Raw genomic sequence first — 16,618 nt, forward strand, 5'->3', positions numbered from 1 at the left:
CGGGTGTCTCGGTCTACGGTGGAGAGAGCGGCGCGTTCGTGCGGCCCTTCCGGCTTGGCCGTTGTGGCCTGCCCGTCCTGCCAGGACGTCCTGCCCTCGGCGCGCCAGGGACTCCAGAGGCTCGGGGAGACCACGCGAAAGCGGGCACACCATGACCACCCTCGGCCCAGACGCCGCAAAACTCGGCAGCAGCCTGCGCGGCACATTCGGCGGCGACGTCCTGCTCCCCGGCTCCCCCGGGTACGACGAGGCCCGCGTCGTCTTCAACGGCGCCATCGACCGGCATCCCGGCGCCATCGCGCAGTGCACGAGTCCCGACGACGTCGCCCTCGCCCTCGAAGCCGCCCGCGACGCCGAGTTGGAGGTCTCCGTACGCTGCGGCGGGCACGGCGTCAGCGGCAAGGCGCTCACCGACGGCGGACTCACCATCGACCTTCGCCGCATGAACGACGTCACCGTCGACGCCGACGCGCGCACCGTCCGCGTGGGCGGCGGCGCGACGATCGGGGACATGGACAACGCCACCGCGCCGTACGGCCTGGCGACGACCGGCGGGCGGGCGTCCACCACCGGTATCGGCGGCTTCACCCTCGGCGGCGGATCCGGTTGGCTGGAGCGCCGGTTCGGGCTCGCGTGCGACAACTTGCTCGCCGTCGACATGGTCACCGCCGACGGCACCGCCCTGCGGGCGAGCGCCGATTCGCACCCGGACCTGTTCTGGGCCCTGCACGGCGGCGGCGGCAACTTCGGCGTCGCCACCTCCTTCACCTTCCGTCTGCACGAACTGCCCGCCTTCAGCGTCGCGTTGCTCATGTGGCCCGCCGAGTACGGACCCGACGTGCTGCGCACCTACCGCGACTTCTGCGACACCGCACCGGACGCCGTCGGCGGAGGCTTCCTCTACCTGGTCGGTCCGCCCGAGGAGTTCGTGCCGGAGCACCTGGTGGGGCGGCTCGTGGCGGCGGCGCTGGTGACGTACACCGGCCCCGAAGCCGAGTGCCGCGACGTCGCCGGCCCCTTCCTCGGCCTCGCGCCGGAAGGCGCGATGATCGCCGAAGTCCCGTACCCCGCCTTCCAGTGCATGCTCGACGACCCGCCCGGAATGCGGAACTACTGGTCGGCCGAGTATCTGACGTCCTTCCCGGACGAAGCCGTCGACATCTTCTGCGCGCGTTCGCCGGAGATGATCATCCCGTCGGCGTCGCTGCACGTGTTCTTCCCGCAGGGCGGCGCACTGGCCCGGGACAACGGGCGATTCCCGTTGCCGTGGCGCGAAGCTCCGTACGCCGTCCACCCGTTCGGCATGTGGGAGGACCCGGCCGACGACACGCGCGGTGTGCAGTGGGCGCACGACGTATGCGCCGACATGCGGCCGTGGGCAACCGGATCCGTCTACCTCAACTTCATCGGCGACGAAGGCCACACCCGCGTGGTGGACGGCTTCGGCCCCGACAACTACCGCAGGCTGGCCGAGATCAAGGCCGAGTACGACCCCGGCAACGTCTTCCACCTGAACCAGAACATCCGCCCCGCCTGACAGCACGACCCGACGTCCCCGCAGCATCGGTACCGCGGCATCAACGCGACATCAGCACCGCGGCATGGGTCGTCACCGCGGGACCGCTCGCCACCGCGGCATCAGTCGTCCGCGGGCAGGACCAGCCACAGGGTTTCCAGACGGAACGGGAGCAGGGCCGGGCGGCCGTTGGGCGGCCGCATGTAGAGGCTGTCGCCGGCCATCGCCAGGTGCGCGACCGTGCTGGTCATCGGCTCGCCGTTGTACGCCGTCGCGGCCACCCGTACCGCGCTCCCCCGGTCCAGTGCCTGCGCCAGCACGAGGCAGTCCTCCGGGCCGAGCAGCGGTGCCGCCTCGTGCAGTCGGGCCGCCTTCGCGGTGAGCGGCGGGGGCGGGCGCAGCGCGCTTTCGAGCAGGTCCGCAGCCCAGGAGCGCCAAGCCTCCGACGTGTCCTCGGACATGGGCAGCGCCACGGTGCGACCTCCGGTACGGCCCGGATCGGCGTTGTCAGGGCTCTCCGCCCGGAAGTCGGCGGGGCGTTCGACCAGCGCGCTGCCGGTCTCGGTCTCGGCGGCGGGCGCGTACCCCGCTCGACGCAGGTGGTAGACCGCCTCGTCCAGCGGCTCCGCGCAGAGCAGGACGGTCGGCGCGATCCGCCGCAGGCGTAGCTCGGACAGGCCGCGGTGGTGCAGGAGTTCGGTGACCAGCGCCTCGTCGTCGGAGTAGACGACGCTGGCCGCCGAGGCGACTCGGACCCGGCCGTACCGGCGTCCGACCTCGTGGATCAAGTCCGCGACTTCTTTGGGAAGTTCGCCTATCGCGACTTCGGCCAGGTCGGCGAGCAGGCCCGCGGCGGTGCCCCCCGCGTCCAGGTGGCGGCGGACCGACGCCTCGGAGAACCGCCAGACACGGCCCGGCCCTTCGGGGTCCGCGCAGCCGCTCAGCAGGCGTACCAGCTCTACGGCCGGCGTGCCCACGATCGCGGCGGTCAGGTCGGGGCGGAACCGCGCGCGACGGGTCGCGGGCGGCACCAACTCCTCGGCCACCGCCAGAAGTGCGGCGGCGCTGTGCTGGACCGCCAGGCCGCCGCCGAGGGCGGTGAGCGCGCCGTGCGCCACGAGGCCGAGCGCCGCGGCTTCGTGAAGTGCGGTGACGGTGAACGCGACCGCGTCGAAGCGTCCGCGGTACGCCGACTCGATCTCGTCCGCCACGTCCCGGCAGTCCGCACACCCGCAGGGTGCGACCAACGGGAACTCGGCCGGTCGTACGGGCCCCGGATCGGTCGCCACAAGGCAGTTCGCGTCGCCGAGGTCGCCCCCGACCCCGATTTCGGTGTCGGCCTCGGCGTCGACCTCGATCCCGGCATCGATATCGGCGTCGATCTCGGGGGCGGCATCGATATCGGCGTCGCCCTCGAGGTCGGCGTCGATCTCGGTCTCGGGGTCGAGTGCCGAGTCGAAGACGGTGTCCAAGGCCGTCTCGACCGCGGACTCGCCCGCCGCGTCGACCACCGACCCGGCGTACGCGTCCGCCGCGTGGCCGTGGCCGTGTCCCGGCGCGTACGCGGCCCCTTCCGCCGGCTCGAACCCCGCCACCATCTCGTCGATGCCCTGCCGGAACGGCGTCGGGCACACCCACGCCACGCAGCGGGCCAGCGACGCCGGATCGGCCACGGCCCGGTCCGGGCCCAGTGCCCCCAGCGTGCGCAGGAGCGTGCCACGCGCCACCAAGGCCAGCCCACCGCGCGCCGACGTGCCGGACAGCGGTGCCGGAGGCCGGGTGCCCGGGCGGGACGCGGCGTCGATCACGTCGAGCGTCGGTACGTCGGGCATCGTGACCCAGCCCCGGACGAGCACCAGCAGGCGCGCCGCGGGCTCGCCGTCGAGCCACGCGTCGTACGCCGCCGTCGGCAGCACCCGCCCCCGCTCCGCATCCGGGACCAGCAGCCCGGCCGACTCCGCGACATGCAGCCACAAGCGCACGGTGCCCTCGTCGCACACGAGTTCGCGCGCCAGGCGACGCATCTCGCGTACGCCGACACCGCCGCTCTTGAGCAGCCCCGGCGGCGCGACCGCGCAGGCGTGCAGCAGCCGCGCGGCGACGTCGAGGGCCGCGGACGCGGACGCCGCCGAGGTCCGCAGCACCGCCGCCCGATCCGCCGCCACGGTCGCCACCTGCGGCGGGCGCGACTCGAACGGCACCCGGTAGTCGTCCCCGCGCAGCGCGAGTGCCACCTCGCGCGGCATCATCTCCCAGCCGTCGCCGGTCGGCAGCAGCAGGCCGCGGCGGCGAAGCCGGGCGAACCCGTCGCTCCGCCCTCCGTTGGTACGCGGCCCGTAGTAGCCCCACGCGGCGGCCGGGTCACGGCGTATGCCCACCTCGGTGAGCTCGTCGAGGGCGGCCCGCGCGGAGGGGTCGAGGCGGGCGGCGATGCGGCGTACCACCTCGGGGTCGCCGAGCAGGCGCGCCGCGAGCACCGCGTTGTCGTCCTTGCGGCCCGCGGGCAGGCCGCCCAACTCCCGGACGATCGCGTGGAGATCCTCGGGCCGCTGCCCGAGCAGCAGGCCGTACGCGGGCGCGCCGAGGCCCAGCGGCAGCGGGAACACCGAGGCGGCGCCCGGGTGCAGGCGTATCCGCCCGTCCTCCGGCCACGCCAGCACGCGGCCGGTGAGGGCGTCGAGTGTGGGCCCGAGATCGCGCACCTCGCGGCGGTCGGGCCCGCACACCAGCCCGAGCAGCGCCTCAGGGTCCACGACCACGACCGGGTCGTCGTCGAGCCGCGGCCCGGCCTCCCGGCCCAGGCGCGCGGCACCCCCCGGCGGCCGCTCCTCGGCGACCGCCCAGAGCACTTCGAGCAGTTGGAGTTCGCCCCGGCTGAGGAACGAGCAGCCCAGCAACGCCGTTTCCGGATCCGCGAGGCAAACCGCCACATGGCGCAGCGTCGTGGGCCTGGGCTCTTCGGGCACAGTCGGGGTCATGGTGACGATGCGCGCGAGGTCCGATGCGGAAAGCGAGGCGAGGTACACCGCGAGCGAGTCTGTGGTGGACAGCGTCACGCTTCCAGACTGCCAGATGGCCCGGACGGGAGGACAACTCCCCTGGGGTGGCGCGGGGGTGGCGATGCCCGGTCGGGACCGCAACCCGCCCCTCGCGCGACCGTACGGCGACTACCTCTGTACGTTCCACCCCTTGCGGCGCAGTTCCACCACCAGTCCCTCGGCCGCCGCCGGATCCACCATGAGCTCGACGAGACCGGCCGGACGACCGGGCGAGTGGTCGATGGACATGTCCTCGATGTTGACGCCGGCGATCCCGACGTCCCCGAACAGCCGTGCCAGCTCACCGGGTTGGTCACCGACCACGACGGGGACGGACTCGTACCGCGCGGCGGGCGCGCCGTGCTTGCCGGGGATACGCGCGTGCCCGACGTTGCCGCGGCGCAGGATGCCGCCAATGCCTTCCTCGCCGCTGCGGCGCTTGGCGTCGTCCTCGGCGGCGAGTTCGCGCAGGGCGGTGACGGTCTCGTTGAGGTCGTCCGCGAACCCGGCCAACACGTCGGCGACCGCGGTGGCGTTCGCGCCGAGGATCTCGATCCACAGGCGCGGGTCGGATCCGGCGATGCGGGTGACGTCGCGTACGCCCTGCCCCGCGAGCCGCGTCGCCGTGTCGGCCGCGTCCTCGAAGCGGGCCGCCATCAGCGCGGACACCAGGTGCGGCGCATGCGACACGAGGGCCACCGCATGGTCGTGCGCCCGTGGCTCCATGACCACCGGAACCGCCCGGCACAGCGCGACCATCTCCAGAGCGCGGTTCAGCGTCTCGGTGTCGGTCTCCTTCGACGGCGTCAGCACCCACGGGCGCCCGTCGAACAGGTCCGCGCGCGCCGCGAAGGGCCCGGAGCGCTCGCGCCCGGCCAGCGGATGCCCGCCGATGTAGCGGGACACGTCGCAGCGGAGGGCCTCGATGTCGAGCAGCGGCTGCTCCTTGACGCTCCCCACGTCGGTGTAGCTGTGCGCGAGGCCCTGGTCCTGGCACTCCTTGAGCGCGGCGGCGATCCGCCCCGGCGGGACCGCGAGCACGGCCAGGTCCACCTCGGCGGGCGGCGCCTCGTCGAGCCCCGCACCGAGGGCGGCGGCGGTACGCACCGCGGTCGGGTCCGCGTCGTGCAGGTAGACGGTGATCCCGCGCGCGGTGAGCGCAAGTGCCACGGAGGTCCCGATAAGGCCGGTGCCGACCACGGCGGCGGTACGCATCAGGGACGCTCCGTTGCTGGTGGGGGTGCCCTGTGGAAACGGCAGGGCTGCCCCCAAGGTTATCCGTGTCCGTCGGTGCCCTCTCGCGGTGCCCACTCTGCGATCACCCGGCCGTCAGGCCGCACTCACCTGGCACTCAGGCCCGCACTGACCGGGCGCTCACCAGGTGCTCGCCGGACCCTCGCCAGGGACTCGCCAGGTGCTCACCAGGCACGAACCGGGCCGTGCCGGCCTTGCCGGTGCCCTCGCGTCGCTACTCCGTCGGCGGCTCCGGCTCCGCGGGCGGGTTGAGCTCGGCCCAGCGGCGGCCCAGCTCCTGGTAGTACGCGGGCTCCCACGACGAACGCCGCAGCACGTCGTCCAGCACCGGGTACGGCGCGAGGCGGCGGCGGTCGCTCATCAGGTCGAGGGCCAGCGCCCGCAGCGGCCTGGCCGGGTCCTTCTCCAGAGTGAGGACCACCCGGACCAGCCGTTCGAACATGCGCCGCACGACCTTCGCCTCGACACCCGCCTCCACAAGGCGGTCGCCATACCGCGCCGGGTGCAGCAGCACGTCGCGTACCGCCTGGCGCTCGCGCTGCGTCCACTTGGGCGCGTCGTCCAGGCGGCGCGGGAAGTGCTCGGCGACGTACGGCAGCAGGCGCAGGTCGGCGAGCTCCAGCGCGACGGCCAGGGCGACGACGTCCTCGACGAACGCCACCGCGCGGTCCGCGCCGCCGTCGGCCACCTGGTCGGCGGCGAACTCCAGGGCGTCGATGTCCTCGTCGTAGACGCCACGCCGCTTCCAGCGCTCGCGGTCGGCGTTGCCCGCGCTGGGCGGCGGGTCCTCGGGGCGCAGCGGAACGGCCGCGGGCGGGCGTAGCGGGAACGCCTCGGGTTCCGCCAGGACGGGATCGAGATCGTGATCGGCACCGACCTCGGGGGCGAGACCGGGATCGAGATCGGGATCGCGGTCCGCTTCCGCCGCTCGCTTGCGCCCCTGGTCGGGCGCCTGAACCGGCACATGGTCGTCTGACGCCGGTTCGGGTGCCGCTGCGGGCGCTTGGTGGATCGCCTGGCCGGGGGCCGGTTCCGGACCGCCGAGACCAGGCGCGGCGTCACGGTCGGGGTAGGCCTCGGCCCGTCCGGCGGCCGGGTGCGCCTCGGCCCGCTCCGCCGGTACGTCCGGCTCCGGCCCGGCACCGGGGCGCTTCGGCCGCGCGGACCGTACGCCGCGCAGCGGGCGCCGGGGCAGTACGGACCGGGCCGCGGGCGAGGCCGAGGCGGTGTCCTCGGGCAGCGCCTCGGCCGACGGGACCTCCTCGGCCCGGATTTCCTCGGGGCGGAAGTCGTCGGGCCGGTCGTCGTCGGGCGGGACCGCCGCGTCGCCCGGGTGCGGCGGCGGCGCCAAGGACGCGGTCTGCCGCCCGTCCCTGGTCGTGGGGATCGCCGGGTGGCCCGCGTTCGGGGTACGCCGGGGCAGCGGCGCCCCGGTGATGCGGGGTGCGGCTTCGGCGGCGGCGACCTCCGAACCGGCCGGCTCGGTGAACATCACCGCCGACGTGTCCGAGCGGGCGGGCGCCGAACGTGCGGTCTCCGGAGGGTCGCCGCCGAGCAGTTGGTCCAGCGTCGCGTCGGGCTCGTCGGGCGGCACGTCGCGCACCGGCCGGACGGGGGGCTCGGCGACGCGTACCTCGGCCGCGCCTGCCGTTCCCGGGTCCGCCGCCGTCGGCGGTGCCGCTGTCGTTGTCGATGCGGCATGGGGTCCGGTGTCCGCTCGGGGGCCTGACCCCACGTCGGACCATGCCTCCCGTCCCGCCTCGGCCGCGGGACCGGTGCCTCCGGCGTCCGCTTCGTGACCGGTCTCGGCTGCCGCGGCCTCCTCCGCGAGCCGCGCCTCCTGCCAGGCGGCCGCTCTCGACAGCGCCTGCGTCGACTCGCCCGGGACGACCTCCTCGTTGGACAGCCGGAGCGGCGTGCCCCCGCCCGCGCCGAGGTCCGTGCCGGCGGCGAAGCGGTCACGGATCTCCACGGCCCGGTCGTACGGCTGGTGCCGCCGCAGTCCCTGGAGCCCGCGCAGCAGCGGGTACATCGTGTCCCAGTCGTCCTCGACGTAGCGCCGCACCATGAGTTCGGCCGCCTCGCGGAACACGTCGGTGCGTGCCTCTGAGTCCGGGTCGATGCGGTGGCGCCCGCTCCACGACTGCGAGGGCCAGCGCGGCACCACGACGAAGCGGGGCCTGGTGGTGCCGTCCGTCGTCTCGTACGTCGAGAACGTGAGCGGCCCCGGCAGCGGCACGGTGATGAGGTCGAACAGCCCCCACAGCAGCGCGACCGGATCGCCGACGTCCGCGAGCCGGACCGAGAAGCCCATCGTCGGGCGGCGGAGCACGGCGGCGAGCACCACGGTCAGCTCCTCCGCCCGGGTCCGCGCCGCGTCGCGGAGCGCGAACGCCCGTTCGGCCAGCGCGTCGTCCAGCACGGTGTCGGGTACCCGGGCCAGCCGCCGCCCGACGGGTATCTCGGCCAGTTGCGGCTGCCCGGTGCGCCAGGACCAGCCGTCCAGTGCCAGGACCGCGTGCGGGGTCAGCGCGGCCCGGGTGCCGAGCAGCACGTGTGCGTGGTTGCCGAGCCGCCCCTGTTCGAACTCCGAGGCGACGCGGTGCACGACGGCCGCGAACGAGTCGACGTGGATCAGCGACGTACTGTTCTGCGGTGCGCCGTCGCCGCCGAACTCGGCGGCCACCGCCTCCGACAGATCGGGCACGAGCCGCGCGAGATCGGCGACCGGCAGCGAAGTGGCGGCCGGGCCGAGGCCCTTGCGTCCGAACAGGTCCTGGCGCTGCCACCGGTACACGATCTGGTGCAGTGGCTGGCGACTTGTCGTCGGTTGGGTGGAGCCCTCCATGACTACCCCTCCAAGGGGTCCGCCGGGTCGGGGAGGAGGGACCGGCTGGCTGCCCACAGCCGGCCGATCTCCTCGAAGAAGCGCGCACCGAGGCCGTGCGCGACGGCGGCCCCGATGAGTTCCTGCTGATAGGGACGATAGGTGCCGGGGACGGTGTCGAGGTTGCGGACGACCACAGCAAGATTGTCCGCGGTGCCGTCAGTCTGGCAGCCGTCGAGGACATATGCCGCGAACTGTCCGATGATTGACGCTATCTGATGGCGTGGCACTCCGCAGCGGTCGAGTGCGCGCATCGGACCGTCGAGGCCCGCGAGCACACGTTCGAGGGCCGCCTGCTCGCGTGCCGACGGCAACCGCGGGGACGGCACGACCAGTTCGGCGAGCCGCTCGACGAGTGCGGGCAACAGCGCCTCATCGGCGCGTTCCAGGCCGACCGCGACCGGTACGAGCCCGGCCCGCCCGACCAGTTCGCGGAACTCGCGGTCGCCGGTGGCGCCGCCGCCGTCGAGCCACCGCGACGCGTCCAGCAGCGGCTGGAGCGCCCATTCGGCGACGCCGTCCTCGGCCCAGCCGGCGAGGTCCCAGCCGCGCGCGGTGCGCTCGGACGGTGGGGCGGGGGCGACGACCGGAGGCGCGGGCGCAGCCGTCGGACCCGCCGGGACCGCGGACAGTGCGGCGGCGGCCCGGGCGGCCGCGGCGGCGGAACCGAGCGGCGGGCCGGGAGGTGTGGCCTCGGGCGGCGCGCTTCCCGGCGCGACCCCGGGCGGCGGGCCGGGCGGGTACGCCGCCACGCGTCCGGCCCCCGGACCCCCGACCGGACGCCCGGGGCCCCGCGGCTGCCCGGGACGTTCCGGGCGCTCGGGCACCGGCAGCGCCACGGGCAGGTAGCGGGTCTCGGGCTGCGTGGGTGCCGGACCGGAGGGACGCTCTATGTGCGGCGGCAGCACCGGCGTTCGCTCGGGCCGCGCGGCAGCCGACGGGGCGGGCGGCGCGGCGTGCTGCGCAGGCCGCGCAGCCTCAGGCACCTCGGGCACGTCCGGCACGCCCGGCGCCTCCGGCACGTCCTCCTCCAGAGGGCCGGGATCCGCCGCGACGGGGACATCGGCGTACGGATCGTCGAGATCACCCGCACGCGCCGACCGGGCGCGGGGCCCGCCGCCGCGCCCGCCGGACCAGGAGTCGTGGGATCGCTGCGGGGGCATGCCCGAGGCCGCGTCCACATCCGTGTTCGGGCTCGCGTGGCGCCCGCTGTGCGGACCCTCCGGCAGGTACTCGCCCGGATACTCCCCCGTCACGTCCAACTCCGCGGGGACGCCCAGGTAATCGGCGAGACCGTGCCCGAACACAGCCGCCGCGGAGGCCGCCTCGGCGCCGGGGCCCGCCGCCCGCGCGATGGTGTCCCAGCCCCTCGGCGGTGCGGCCTGCCGTGCCTCGACCGCCGGCCGCGCCGGACCGCGTGCCTTCACCAGGGAGACCCTTGACGGGAACAGCGTGTCGATGGCGTCCAGAATCGCGATCGCCTTGGGCTCGGGCTCCAGTTCGGCCACCGGCCGCAACTGGCGCAGCAGCGCCCGGGTCTGCTCCCACGGACGCTCCGCGTAGCACTCCACGAGCCTGCGCGCCGCTTCCGCGTACAACCCGGTGCCCGGGGGCGCCGTGACGTCCAGCCGCAGGCGCCCGGGAAAGTCCGCGCCGGGCCAGTCCGGCACGACGACGAAGCGGGGACGGCTCGCGTCGTCGCTCGACTCGTACGTCGAGAAGCTCCAACTCCCCCGCACGAGATGGCTCACCAGATCGAACACGCCCCACAGCAGCGGCGCCGGATCGGGTCCAGCGTCACGTTGCAGCAGCGACAACGCCGCGCGCGGACGGGCGAACAACGTCTCGGCAACGCGTTCGAGCGCGTCCCGCCGACCCCGCGCGGCGGCCCGCAGCCCGGCCGCCCGCTCGTGGGCGAGCGCCACAAGCCCCTCGGAGGCGATGCCCTCCAGGTGGTACCCCTGCGGCATGTCGTCCAGCGGCGGACCGCCCGCTGCCCAGTCGAACACCCCCAGCGCCAGCACCACATGCGGCCCGAGCACACGTCCGGGATCCACGACGACATGCGCCACATTGCCGGGGATGGCCTCGTGTCCGTGCAGCGCGAACTCCCGGTGCACAAGCGCCGGGCCGGCGGTCGTACGTGCCCAACAGACACTCGTGTACGGGCCCGTCTCGACGTCGACCTCCATACCGACGTACGCCTGCAACTCCCGCGCCCACCCGGGCAACCGGTCCGGCGCCAGCGACGTGGCGACCGGCCCCAGCCCGCGGGCGCCCAGCAAGTCCCTCTCCTGCCAGCGGTAGACGATCCTGTCGAGGACCGCACCGCCCGTCTTCGCCCCCACGCCACCCCCACACCCCGGTCGGCCTGCCGCGCCTCGTCGCGGGGCAACGCCCTGGGCAACGTTCTAGCAGCCCCCGCCCGGTGCCGCAGCCACGCAAGCCCCTCCCCGCACGAACCGACCCCCGACATCAGCGCTCCGCTTCGCCCGGCAAACCCTTCGACGCCCCGCTCGAACCCCGGTTCGAAGCCGACTTCGACGCGGACTCCGCGGCCGAGTGCGCGCCCGGCCCCGGCGAGACGCCCTCGTCGAGGGTGCGGAAATCCTGGGGGTGGCCTTCGGCGTGTCGCGGGTTGGGGGCGGGGCGCAGTGCGCGGTCGCCGTAGCGGAAGGCGAATCCGAGGGCGACGACCAATACGCCGACGAGCACGATGTTGCGGACGACGACGGCATATCCGTGGTCCACCACGTCGGTGAACGGATAGGGGTACCAGTCGGTGATCGCGCCGTGCACGAGGGTGTAGATCGCCCACAGGAGCGGAAGGGCCGGGATCTGCACGGGAGTCGCCCGGCCGATGCGGGGGCGGGGGCCGAACAGGAGCCAGCCGAGCAGCGCGAGCACCGGCATCGCGTAGTGCAGCAGGTAGTCGGCGACCAGCCCGGCGCCGTGGAGGTCCAGCAGGCCCGCGAGGACGGTCGCGTACACGATGCCGGTGGTGGTGATGCAGACCAGGGCGGTGAGCCGCAGCACCCGCCAAAGCGGTCCGTCGCGGTCGGGGCGCAGGGCGAGTTGGGCGGCGGTCACGGTGGCCAGGATGTTGCTCTGAATGGTGAAGTAGCTCAGATAGCGCAGGATCCGCACCCCGGCGTTGTCCGAGGCGAACTCCGGTCCCCCGCGCGCGCTGACCACGAACTGGATGACGAGCCCGGCCACTCCGACGAGCGCCGTGAGCCCGTGCCACCCCCGCGCCGACGTACGCCGGTCCCACGAGCCGAGCCCCTGGCGAATACCGTCCAAACCAGCCGAATTCATACCCCTATCGTAGAAAGGCGCCGCCGCGCATCCGCGCGGCGGCGCCCCTCGATCCATCGGCCCGTCAGACAGAGCCGACGCAACGTCGCCGATCCAGCCGGCTCGGTCGGTCAGATCCGCAGGTTGGTCAAGCTCCCCGGATCCAGCGACATCGGGAACGGCTCCTGCCACGTCGCGGTTTGACCCGAAGGCACGACCAGGCGTTCGACATACGTGCCCGCTACCAGTTCGCCAACCGTGAGGCTCGGCGCGGGGCGCAGATCCAGACGCCAGTACCACGGGATCCCGGCCTCGGCGTAGAGCTTGCTCTTCATCACGACGTCCGCCCGCCGGTTGGAGGGCGAAGCGACCTCGACCACGACGGAGACCGCCTCGGATGACACGGTCGCGGCTCCACTGTCGAAGACCTCTTCCGCGGCGGCCAGGTCGACAACGACCAAGTCGGGGATGAGCATCCCGTAGGGCATGACCACGTTGACGGCGTCCCAGACAACGAGTGGCGCGCCCGCCGCGGCTACAGCGCTCTCCAGGGCGTTGGCCAGTCGCCGCGCAGCCGTCTGATGGGGCGGAGCAGGATTGGGCGACATCAGGAGCGAACCCCCGATGAGCTCGGTGCGGTGCGATCGGTCCTCCGGCAGCGCCAAAACCTGCTCAAGCGTCCACGGCCCGACATGATGCGCCCCGGAACCTTGCACGTGCGCAACGCTCATGACCCCCTCCATCCGGTCGTCCTCGGCGCGCTCAATCTCATCGCGTCGGTCCACCATGTCAGGAAGTCACCGCCCAATCACCCATTCGGCCTAGCGGGCCATGGCCCTACAGCCCTACCTCGCGGAACAGCAGGCCGATCTCCTCGTTGGACAGCCGCCGGGTGCGCCCCGGGCGCTGGTCGCCCAGCTGGATCGGCCCGAACTTCGTACGCACCAGCCGCTCCACCGGGAAACCCAGCTCCGCCAGCATGCGCCGCACGATGTGCTTGCGGCCCTCGTGCAGCACGACCTCGACCATGTACGTCTTGCCGAGCTGGTCGATGATCCGGAAGCTGTCCGCGCGCGCGAGGCCGTCCTCCAGCTCGACGCCCTCCTTGAGCCGCTTGCCCAGGTCGCGCGGGATCGGCCCCTGAATCTGCGCGAGGTACGTCTTGGTCACCTCGTAGCTCGGGTGCGTCAACCGGTTCGACAGCTCGCCGTGGTTGGTGAGCAGGATCAGGCCCTCGGTCTCGGTGTCCAGCCGACCGACGTGGAACAGGCGCTGCTCGTGGTCCGTGACGTACTCGGCGAGCGTGGGACGGCCCTCGGGGTCGTACATCGTCGACACGACGCCCGCGGGCTTGTTCAGCGCTATGTAGACCTCGCCGCTGGAGGTCGGAATCCGCAAGCCGTCGACCTTGATCTCGACCTTGGTCGGGTCCACCCGCAGGCCCTGCTCGCGCACGACCTGTCCGTCGACCTCGACGCGGCCCATGTAGATCAGCTCTTCGCAGGCCCGGCGGCTGCCGATGCCCGCCTGCGCCATGACCTTCTGGAGGCGTACGCCTTCCTGGGTCTCGCGCGTGTTCCGCTCACCCTCGCGGACGGTGGTCGGACGACGGTCGGGACGGCTCGTCCCACCGCCGCTGCCGCGGCGCGGGCCCTGCGCACCGGAGCCGCCGGAACCCGAGCGGGAACCCGCACCGGAACCGCCGCGGCCGCCGTAGCCGCCGCCCTGGCTGCCGCCTTGGCCACCGCCGTAGCCCTGGCCGCCGCCGGATCCGCCGCGACCGGCGCCGGAGCGGCCCGCGTCACCGCGGCCCGTACCGCCTCCGCCACCTCGGCCGGCGTCGCCCCGTCCCGAGCCGCCGCGCCCGGCGGCGCCGCCCCGCGGTGCGCCGGACCGCTCGTCGCGGTTGTTGCCCGCGCCGCGGAAGTTGCCGCGGCCGGAGCCCTGCCTGCCTGTGCCAGCCATCAATCGTCCGTAGTCGTCTGACCGGTCTCGTCGGCCGCGTCCGGCTGTGTGGCGGACGCGGACCCGCTCCCGGTGTCGGTGGGGTCGTCGGCCGCGGGGGCGGGGTCTGCGGGAGCGCTGTCCGCGCTGTCCTCGGCATCCGCCGCCGCGGAGTCTTCGCCACCAGTATCCCCGGTTTCCCCGCCCTCGGCTGCCACCGGCCCGGGCACCTCCGCGGACGGGCCCCCGGACACGTCTTCAGGCACCTCATCGGCCAGGTCGTCAGGTGCGCCTACAGGTACGTCGTCCGACGGGCCTTCGGCCCCACTCTCGGAGTCGCTCCCAGCCCGACCGTCGGACAAATCAGCCCCGATTGCGTCGTCCGAGTCCTCGGCCTCGCCCGCGGTCCCGGTCTGCTCCCCCCTTCCCCGCGAGCCGCTCGGGGAGCCACCCAGCGGGAAGCCCTCCAAGCCGCCCTCGGTCTCCGCCTCCAGGGCCTCCACCTCGGGCAGGAAGGGCGCAAGCTCCGGCAGCTCGTCCAGGCTCACGAGGCCCATGCGCTCCATGAAGAAGTCCGTCGTGCGGTACAGGAACGCCCCGGTCTCGGGCTCGACGCCGTACTCCTCGACGAGGCTGCGGGCGAGCAGCGTACGCATGACGCCGTCGCAGTTGACGCCCCGCACCGCGGAGATGCGGCTGCGGCTGACCGGCTGGCGGTAGGCCACCACGGCCAGCGTCTCCAGCGCGGCCTGCGTGAGCTTCGATTGCTGGCCGTCGAGCACGAACTTCTCGACCGCCTCGGCGTGCTCCGGCCGCGTGTAGAACCGCCAGCCCCCGGCCACCTGGCGCAGGTCGAAGCCGCGGTTCTGGGCCGTGTACTCCGCGGACAGCTCGCGCAGCGCCGTCACCACCGCCTCGGTCGGCTGTTCGAGGACCTGGGCGAGCACGATGTCCGGGACGGGACTGTCGACGACCATCAGCACGGCTTCGAGCTGCGGCTTGAGGAGTGCGGGGTCCAGCCCTGACACGATCTCGGCCGGCGGCTCCGCCTCGGGCGCGCGGCCGTGCTCGGGCTCCGGCTCCGTCCGGTCGCCCGGCGTGGTCTCGTGGCCCTCGTCCGCGTGCGCGTGCTCGCGCTGCATCGGCAGAGCGGCGGTCTCCGTTGCGGCGGCGTCGGGCGTACCGACAGGCTCGTCCGGCGGCTCGATCCAGAACCCCTCGTCACTCATGCCGGTTCCTCCACGTCGACCGCTTCCGGTTCCACCGCGTCCGCGTCCTGGACCTGCTCTCCCTGGTCCCGGTCCGGCTCGTCGTCCTCGTCGTCTTCGTCGTCTTCGTCGAACTGCGCACCCACCTGCGGTGCGTCCTCGTCGCCTCCGGTCCACCGCACATGCAGCTCGCCGAGCGCCTCGACCTGGTCGAACCCGACGGCCGCCTCGCGGAACAGCTCCAGCAGACACAGGAAGCGCGCGATGACGTGCAGGTTGTCCGGGCAGTCGGCGGTCAGCGCGCGGAAGGTCAGCGCGCCGTGCCTGCGCAGGCGTTCGACGACGATGGCGGACTGCTCGCGTACGCTCACCCGCTGCACGTGGATGTGCTCGATCGAGACGACCTTGGGGCCCTTGGGCGTCATGGCCCGCGCCGCCAACCGCGCGAACTTCTCCAAGTCCATCTTGATGACCAGTTCGGGCAGCATGCCCGTGTACCGCTCCTCGAGCGGCACGTCGCGCGGGTACCTGCGCGCCTCGACCGCCCAGCGCTCGTCGAAGATCGCGGCGATCTGCTTGTACGCCCGGTACTGCAGGAGCCGCGCGAACAGCAGGTCGCGCGCCTCCAGCAGCGCGAGGTCCTCCTCGTCCTCGATCTCCGCGGCGGGCAGCAGCCTCGCCGCCTTCAGATCGAGCAAGGTGGCCGCCACGACGAGGAACTCGGTGGCGACGCCGAGGTCCCACTCCGAACCCTGCGCCCGGATGTACGCGATGAACTCGTCGGTGACCTTCGAGAGCGACACTTCGGTCACGTCGAGCTTGTGCTTCGCGATCAGGCCGAGGAGCAGGTCGAACGGACCCTCGAAGTTGTCCAGGTGGACCGCGAAGCCCTTGTGCTCCTCCGCCGGGACGTCGGCGGGGGCCTCGTCCTCAGGAGCCTCGTCCTCAGGAGCCTCGTCCTCAGGGGCCCCGTCCGCGGGAGCCTCGTCCTCAGGGGCCCCGTCCGCGGGAGCCTCGTCCGACGCCGCCGCGGCGTCGGCGGCGGCGTGCGCCGCATCCTCGGCAGCACGGTCCTCCGGAACGGAGGCGGCATCAGCCCCCGAATCGTCCAACGGCACCCCGGCCGTGTCGCCCGTCCCGCCCCCCGGCCCGCCTTGCGCGGGCAGCGCGCCGACGCCGCCCCGGCCGAGCGGGCGGCGGGCGGGTGGGACCGGGTTGGCAGTGGACATCGGGTTCCATGGTGCTGGGCGGGGACGACGGCGACGGGTTGCCCCGCCGGTAGATGCCGGATTTTCACGGTTTGACCGAGCATTGCGCAAGGGGCTGCGTCCGATCGGCCGCCCGCCAGGATCTCCGCCGTACTCGCGGTACACCCCCCGACACGCCGACCGGGGGCGGTAGCACCGCCCACGCCCCGGACGTAGGCGGCGGGTCGCCCCCCCGAACCCCCAATCAGTGGCTGTAGGGAAAAGAG

At 73.6% G+C, this 16,618-nt stretch carries 9 protein-coding genes and 1 pseudogene; 1 reads left to right on the top strand and 9 read right to left on the bottom strand.

Annotated elements, in window-relative coordinates; all coding sequences use genetic code 11:
* Positions 1 to 151: 151 nt before the first annotated feature.
* Positions 152 to 1,537 carry an FAD-binding oxidoreductase gene (locus tag ACWD12_RS11510; RefSeq protein ID WP_450099344.1) on the top strand — a complete coding sequence of 462 codons (1,386 nt, stop codon included), beginning with the start codon at positions 152 to 154 and terminating at the stop codon, positions 1,535 to 1,537.
* A 101-nt stretch (positions 1,538 to 1,638) separates the two neighbouring features.
* Here the strand turns inward: ACWD12_RS11510 and ACWD12_RS11515 are convergent, their stop codons facing one another.
* The 9 genes and pseudogenes from ACWD12_RS11515 to ACWD12_RS11555 form a co-directional block, all read right to left on the bottom strand.
* Positions 1,639 to 4,572, bottom strand: a complete 2,934-nt coding sequence (locus ACWD12_RS11515) for a helicase-associated domain-containing protein (protein WP_450099345.1) — start codon at positions 4,570 to 4,572, stop codon at positions 1,639 to 1,641.
* Positions 4,573 to 4,683: 111 nt separating this feature from the next.
* Positions 4,684 to 5,769, bottom strand: coding sequence for a prephenate dehydrogenase (locus ACWD12_RS11520; RefSeq protein ID WP_450099346.1), 1,086 nt, complete (start codon positions 5,767 to 5,769; stop codon positions 4,684 to 4,686).
* A 253-nt stretch (positions 5,770 to 6,022) separates the two neighbouring features.
* Positions 6,023 to 8,656 (bottom strand): hypothetical protein, encoded by a 2,634-nt coding sequence (locus tag ACWD12_RS11525; RefSeq protein ID WP_450099347.1) that lies wholly within the window; start codon positions 8,654 to 8,656, stop codon positions 6,023 to 6,025.
* A gap of 2 nt (positions 8,657 to 8,658) precedes the next feature.
* On the bottom strand, positions 8,659 to 11,043 hold the full coding sequence (locus ACWD12_RS11530) for a hypothetical protein (protein ID WP_450099348.1): 2,385 nt from the start codon (positions 11,041 to 11,043) through the stop codon (positions 8,659 to 8,661).
* 127 nt (positions 11,044 to 11,170) lie between these two features.
* Positions 11,171 to 12,013 (bottom strand): Pr6Pr family membrane protein, encoded by an 843-nt coding sequence (locus ACWD12_RS11535; protein WP_450099349.1) that lies wholly within the window; start codon positions 12,011 to 12,013, stop codon positions 11,171 to 11,173.
* Positions 12,014 to 12,123: 110 nt separating this feature from the next.
* On the bottom strand, positions 12,124 to 12,780 hold the full coding sequence (locus tag ACWD12_RS11540; protein WP_450099350.1) for a Uma2 family endonuclease: 657 nt from the start codon (positions 12,778 to 12,780) through the stop codon (positions 12,124 to 12,126).
* Between the two features lie 49 nt (positions 12,781 to 12,829).
* Positions 12,830 to 13,957 (bottom strand): pseudouridine synthase, encoded by a 1,128-nt coding sequence (locus ACWD12_RS11545; RefSeq protein ID WP_450099351.1) that lies wholly within the window; start codon positions 13,955 to 13,957, stop codon positions 12,830 to 12,832.
* Positions 13,958 to 14,394: 437 nt separating this feature from the next.
* Positions 14,395 to 14,913, bottom strand: a pseudogene (gene scpB / locus ACWD12_RS11550) (SMC-Scp complex subunit ScpB); the annotation flags it as partial.
* A gap of 248 nt (positions 14,914 to 15,161) precedes the next feature.
* Positions 15,162 to 16,373 carry a segregation and condensation protein A gene (locus ACWD12_RS11555; protein ID WP_450099352.1) on the bottom strand — a complete coding sequence of 404 codons (1,212 nt, stop codon included), beginning with the start codon at positions 16,371 to 16,373 and terminating at the stop codon, positions 15,162 to 15,164.
* Positions 16,374 to 16,618 lie beyond the last annotated feature (245 nt).

The organism is Streptodolium elevatio (assembly GCF_053592165.1).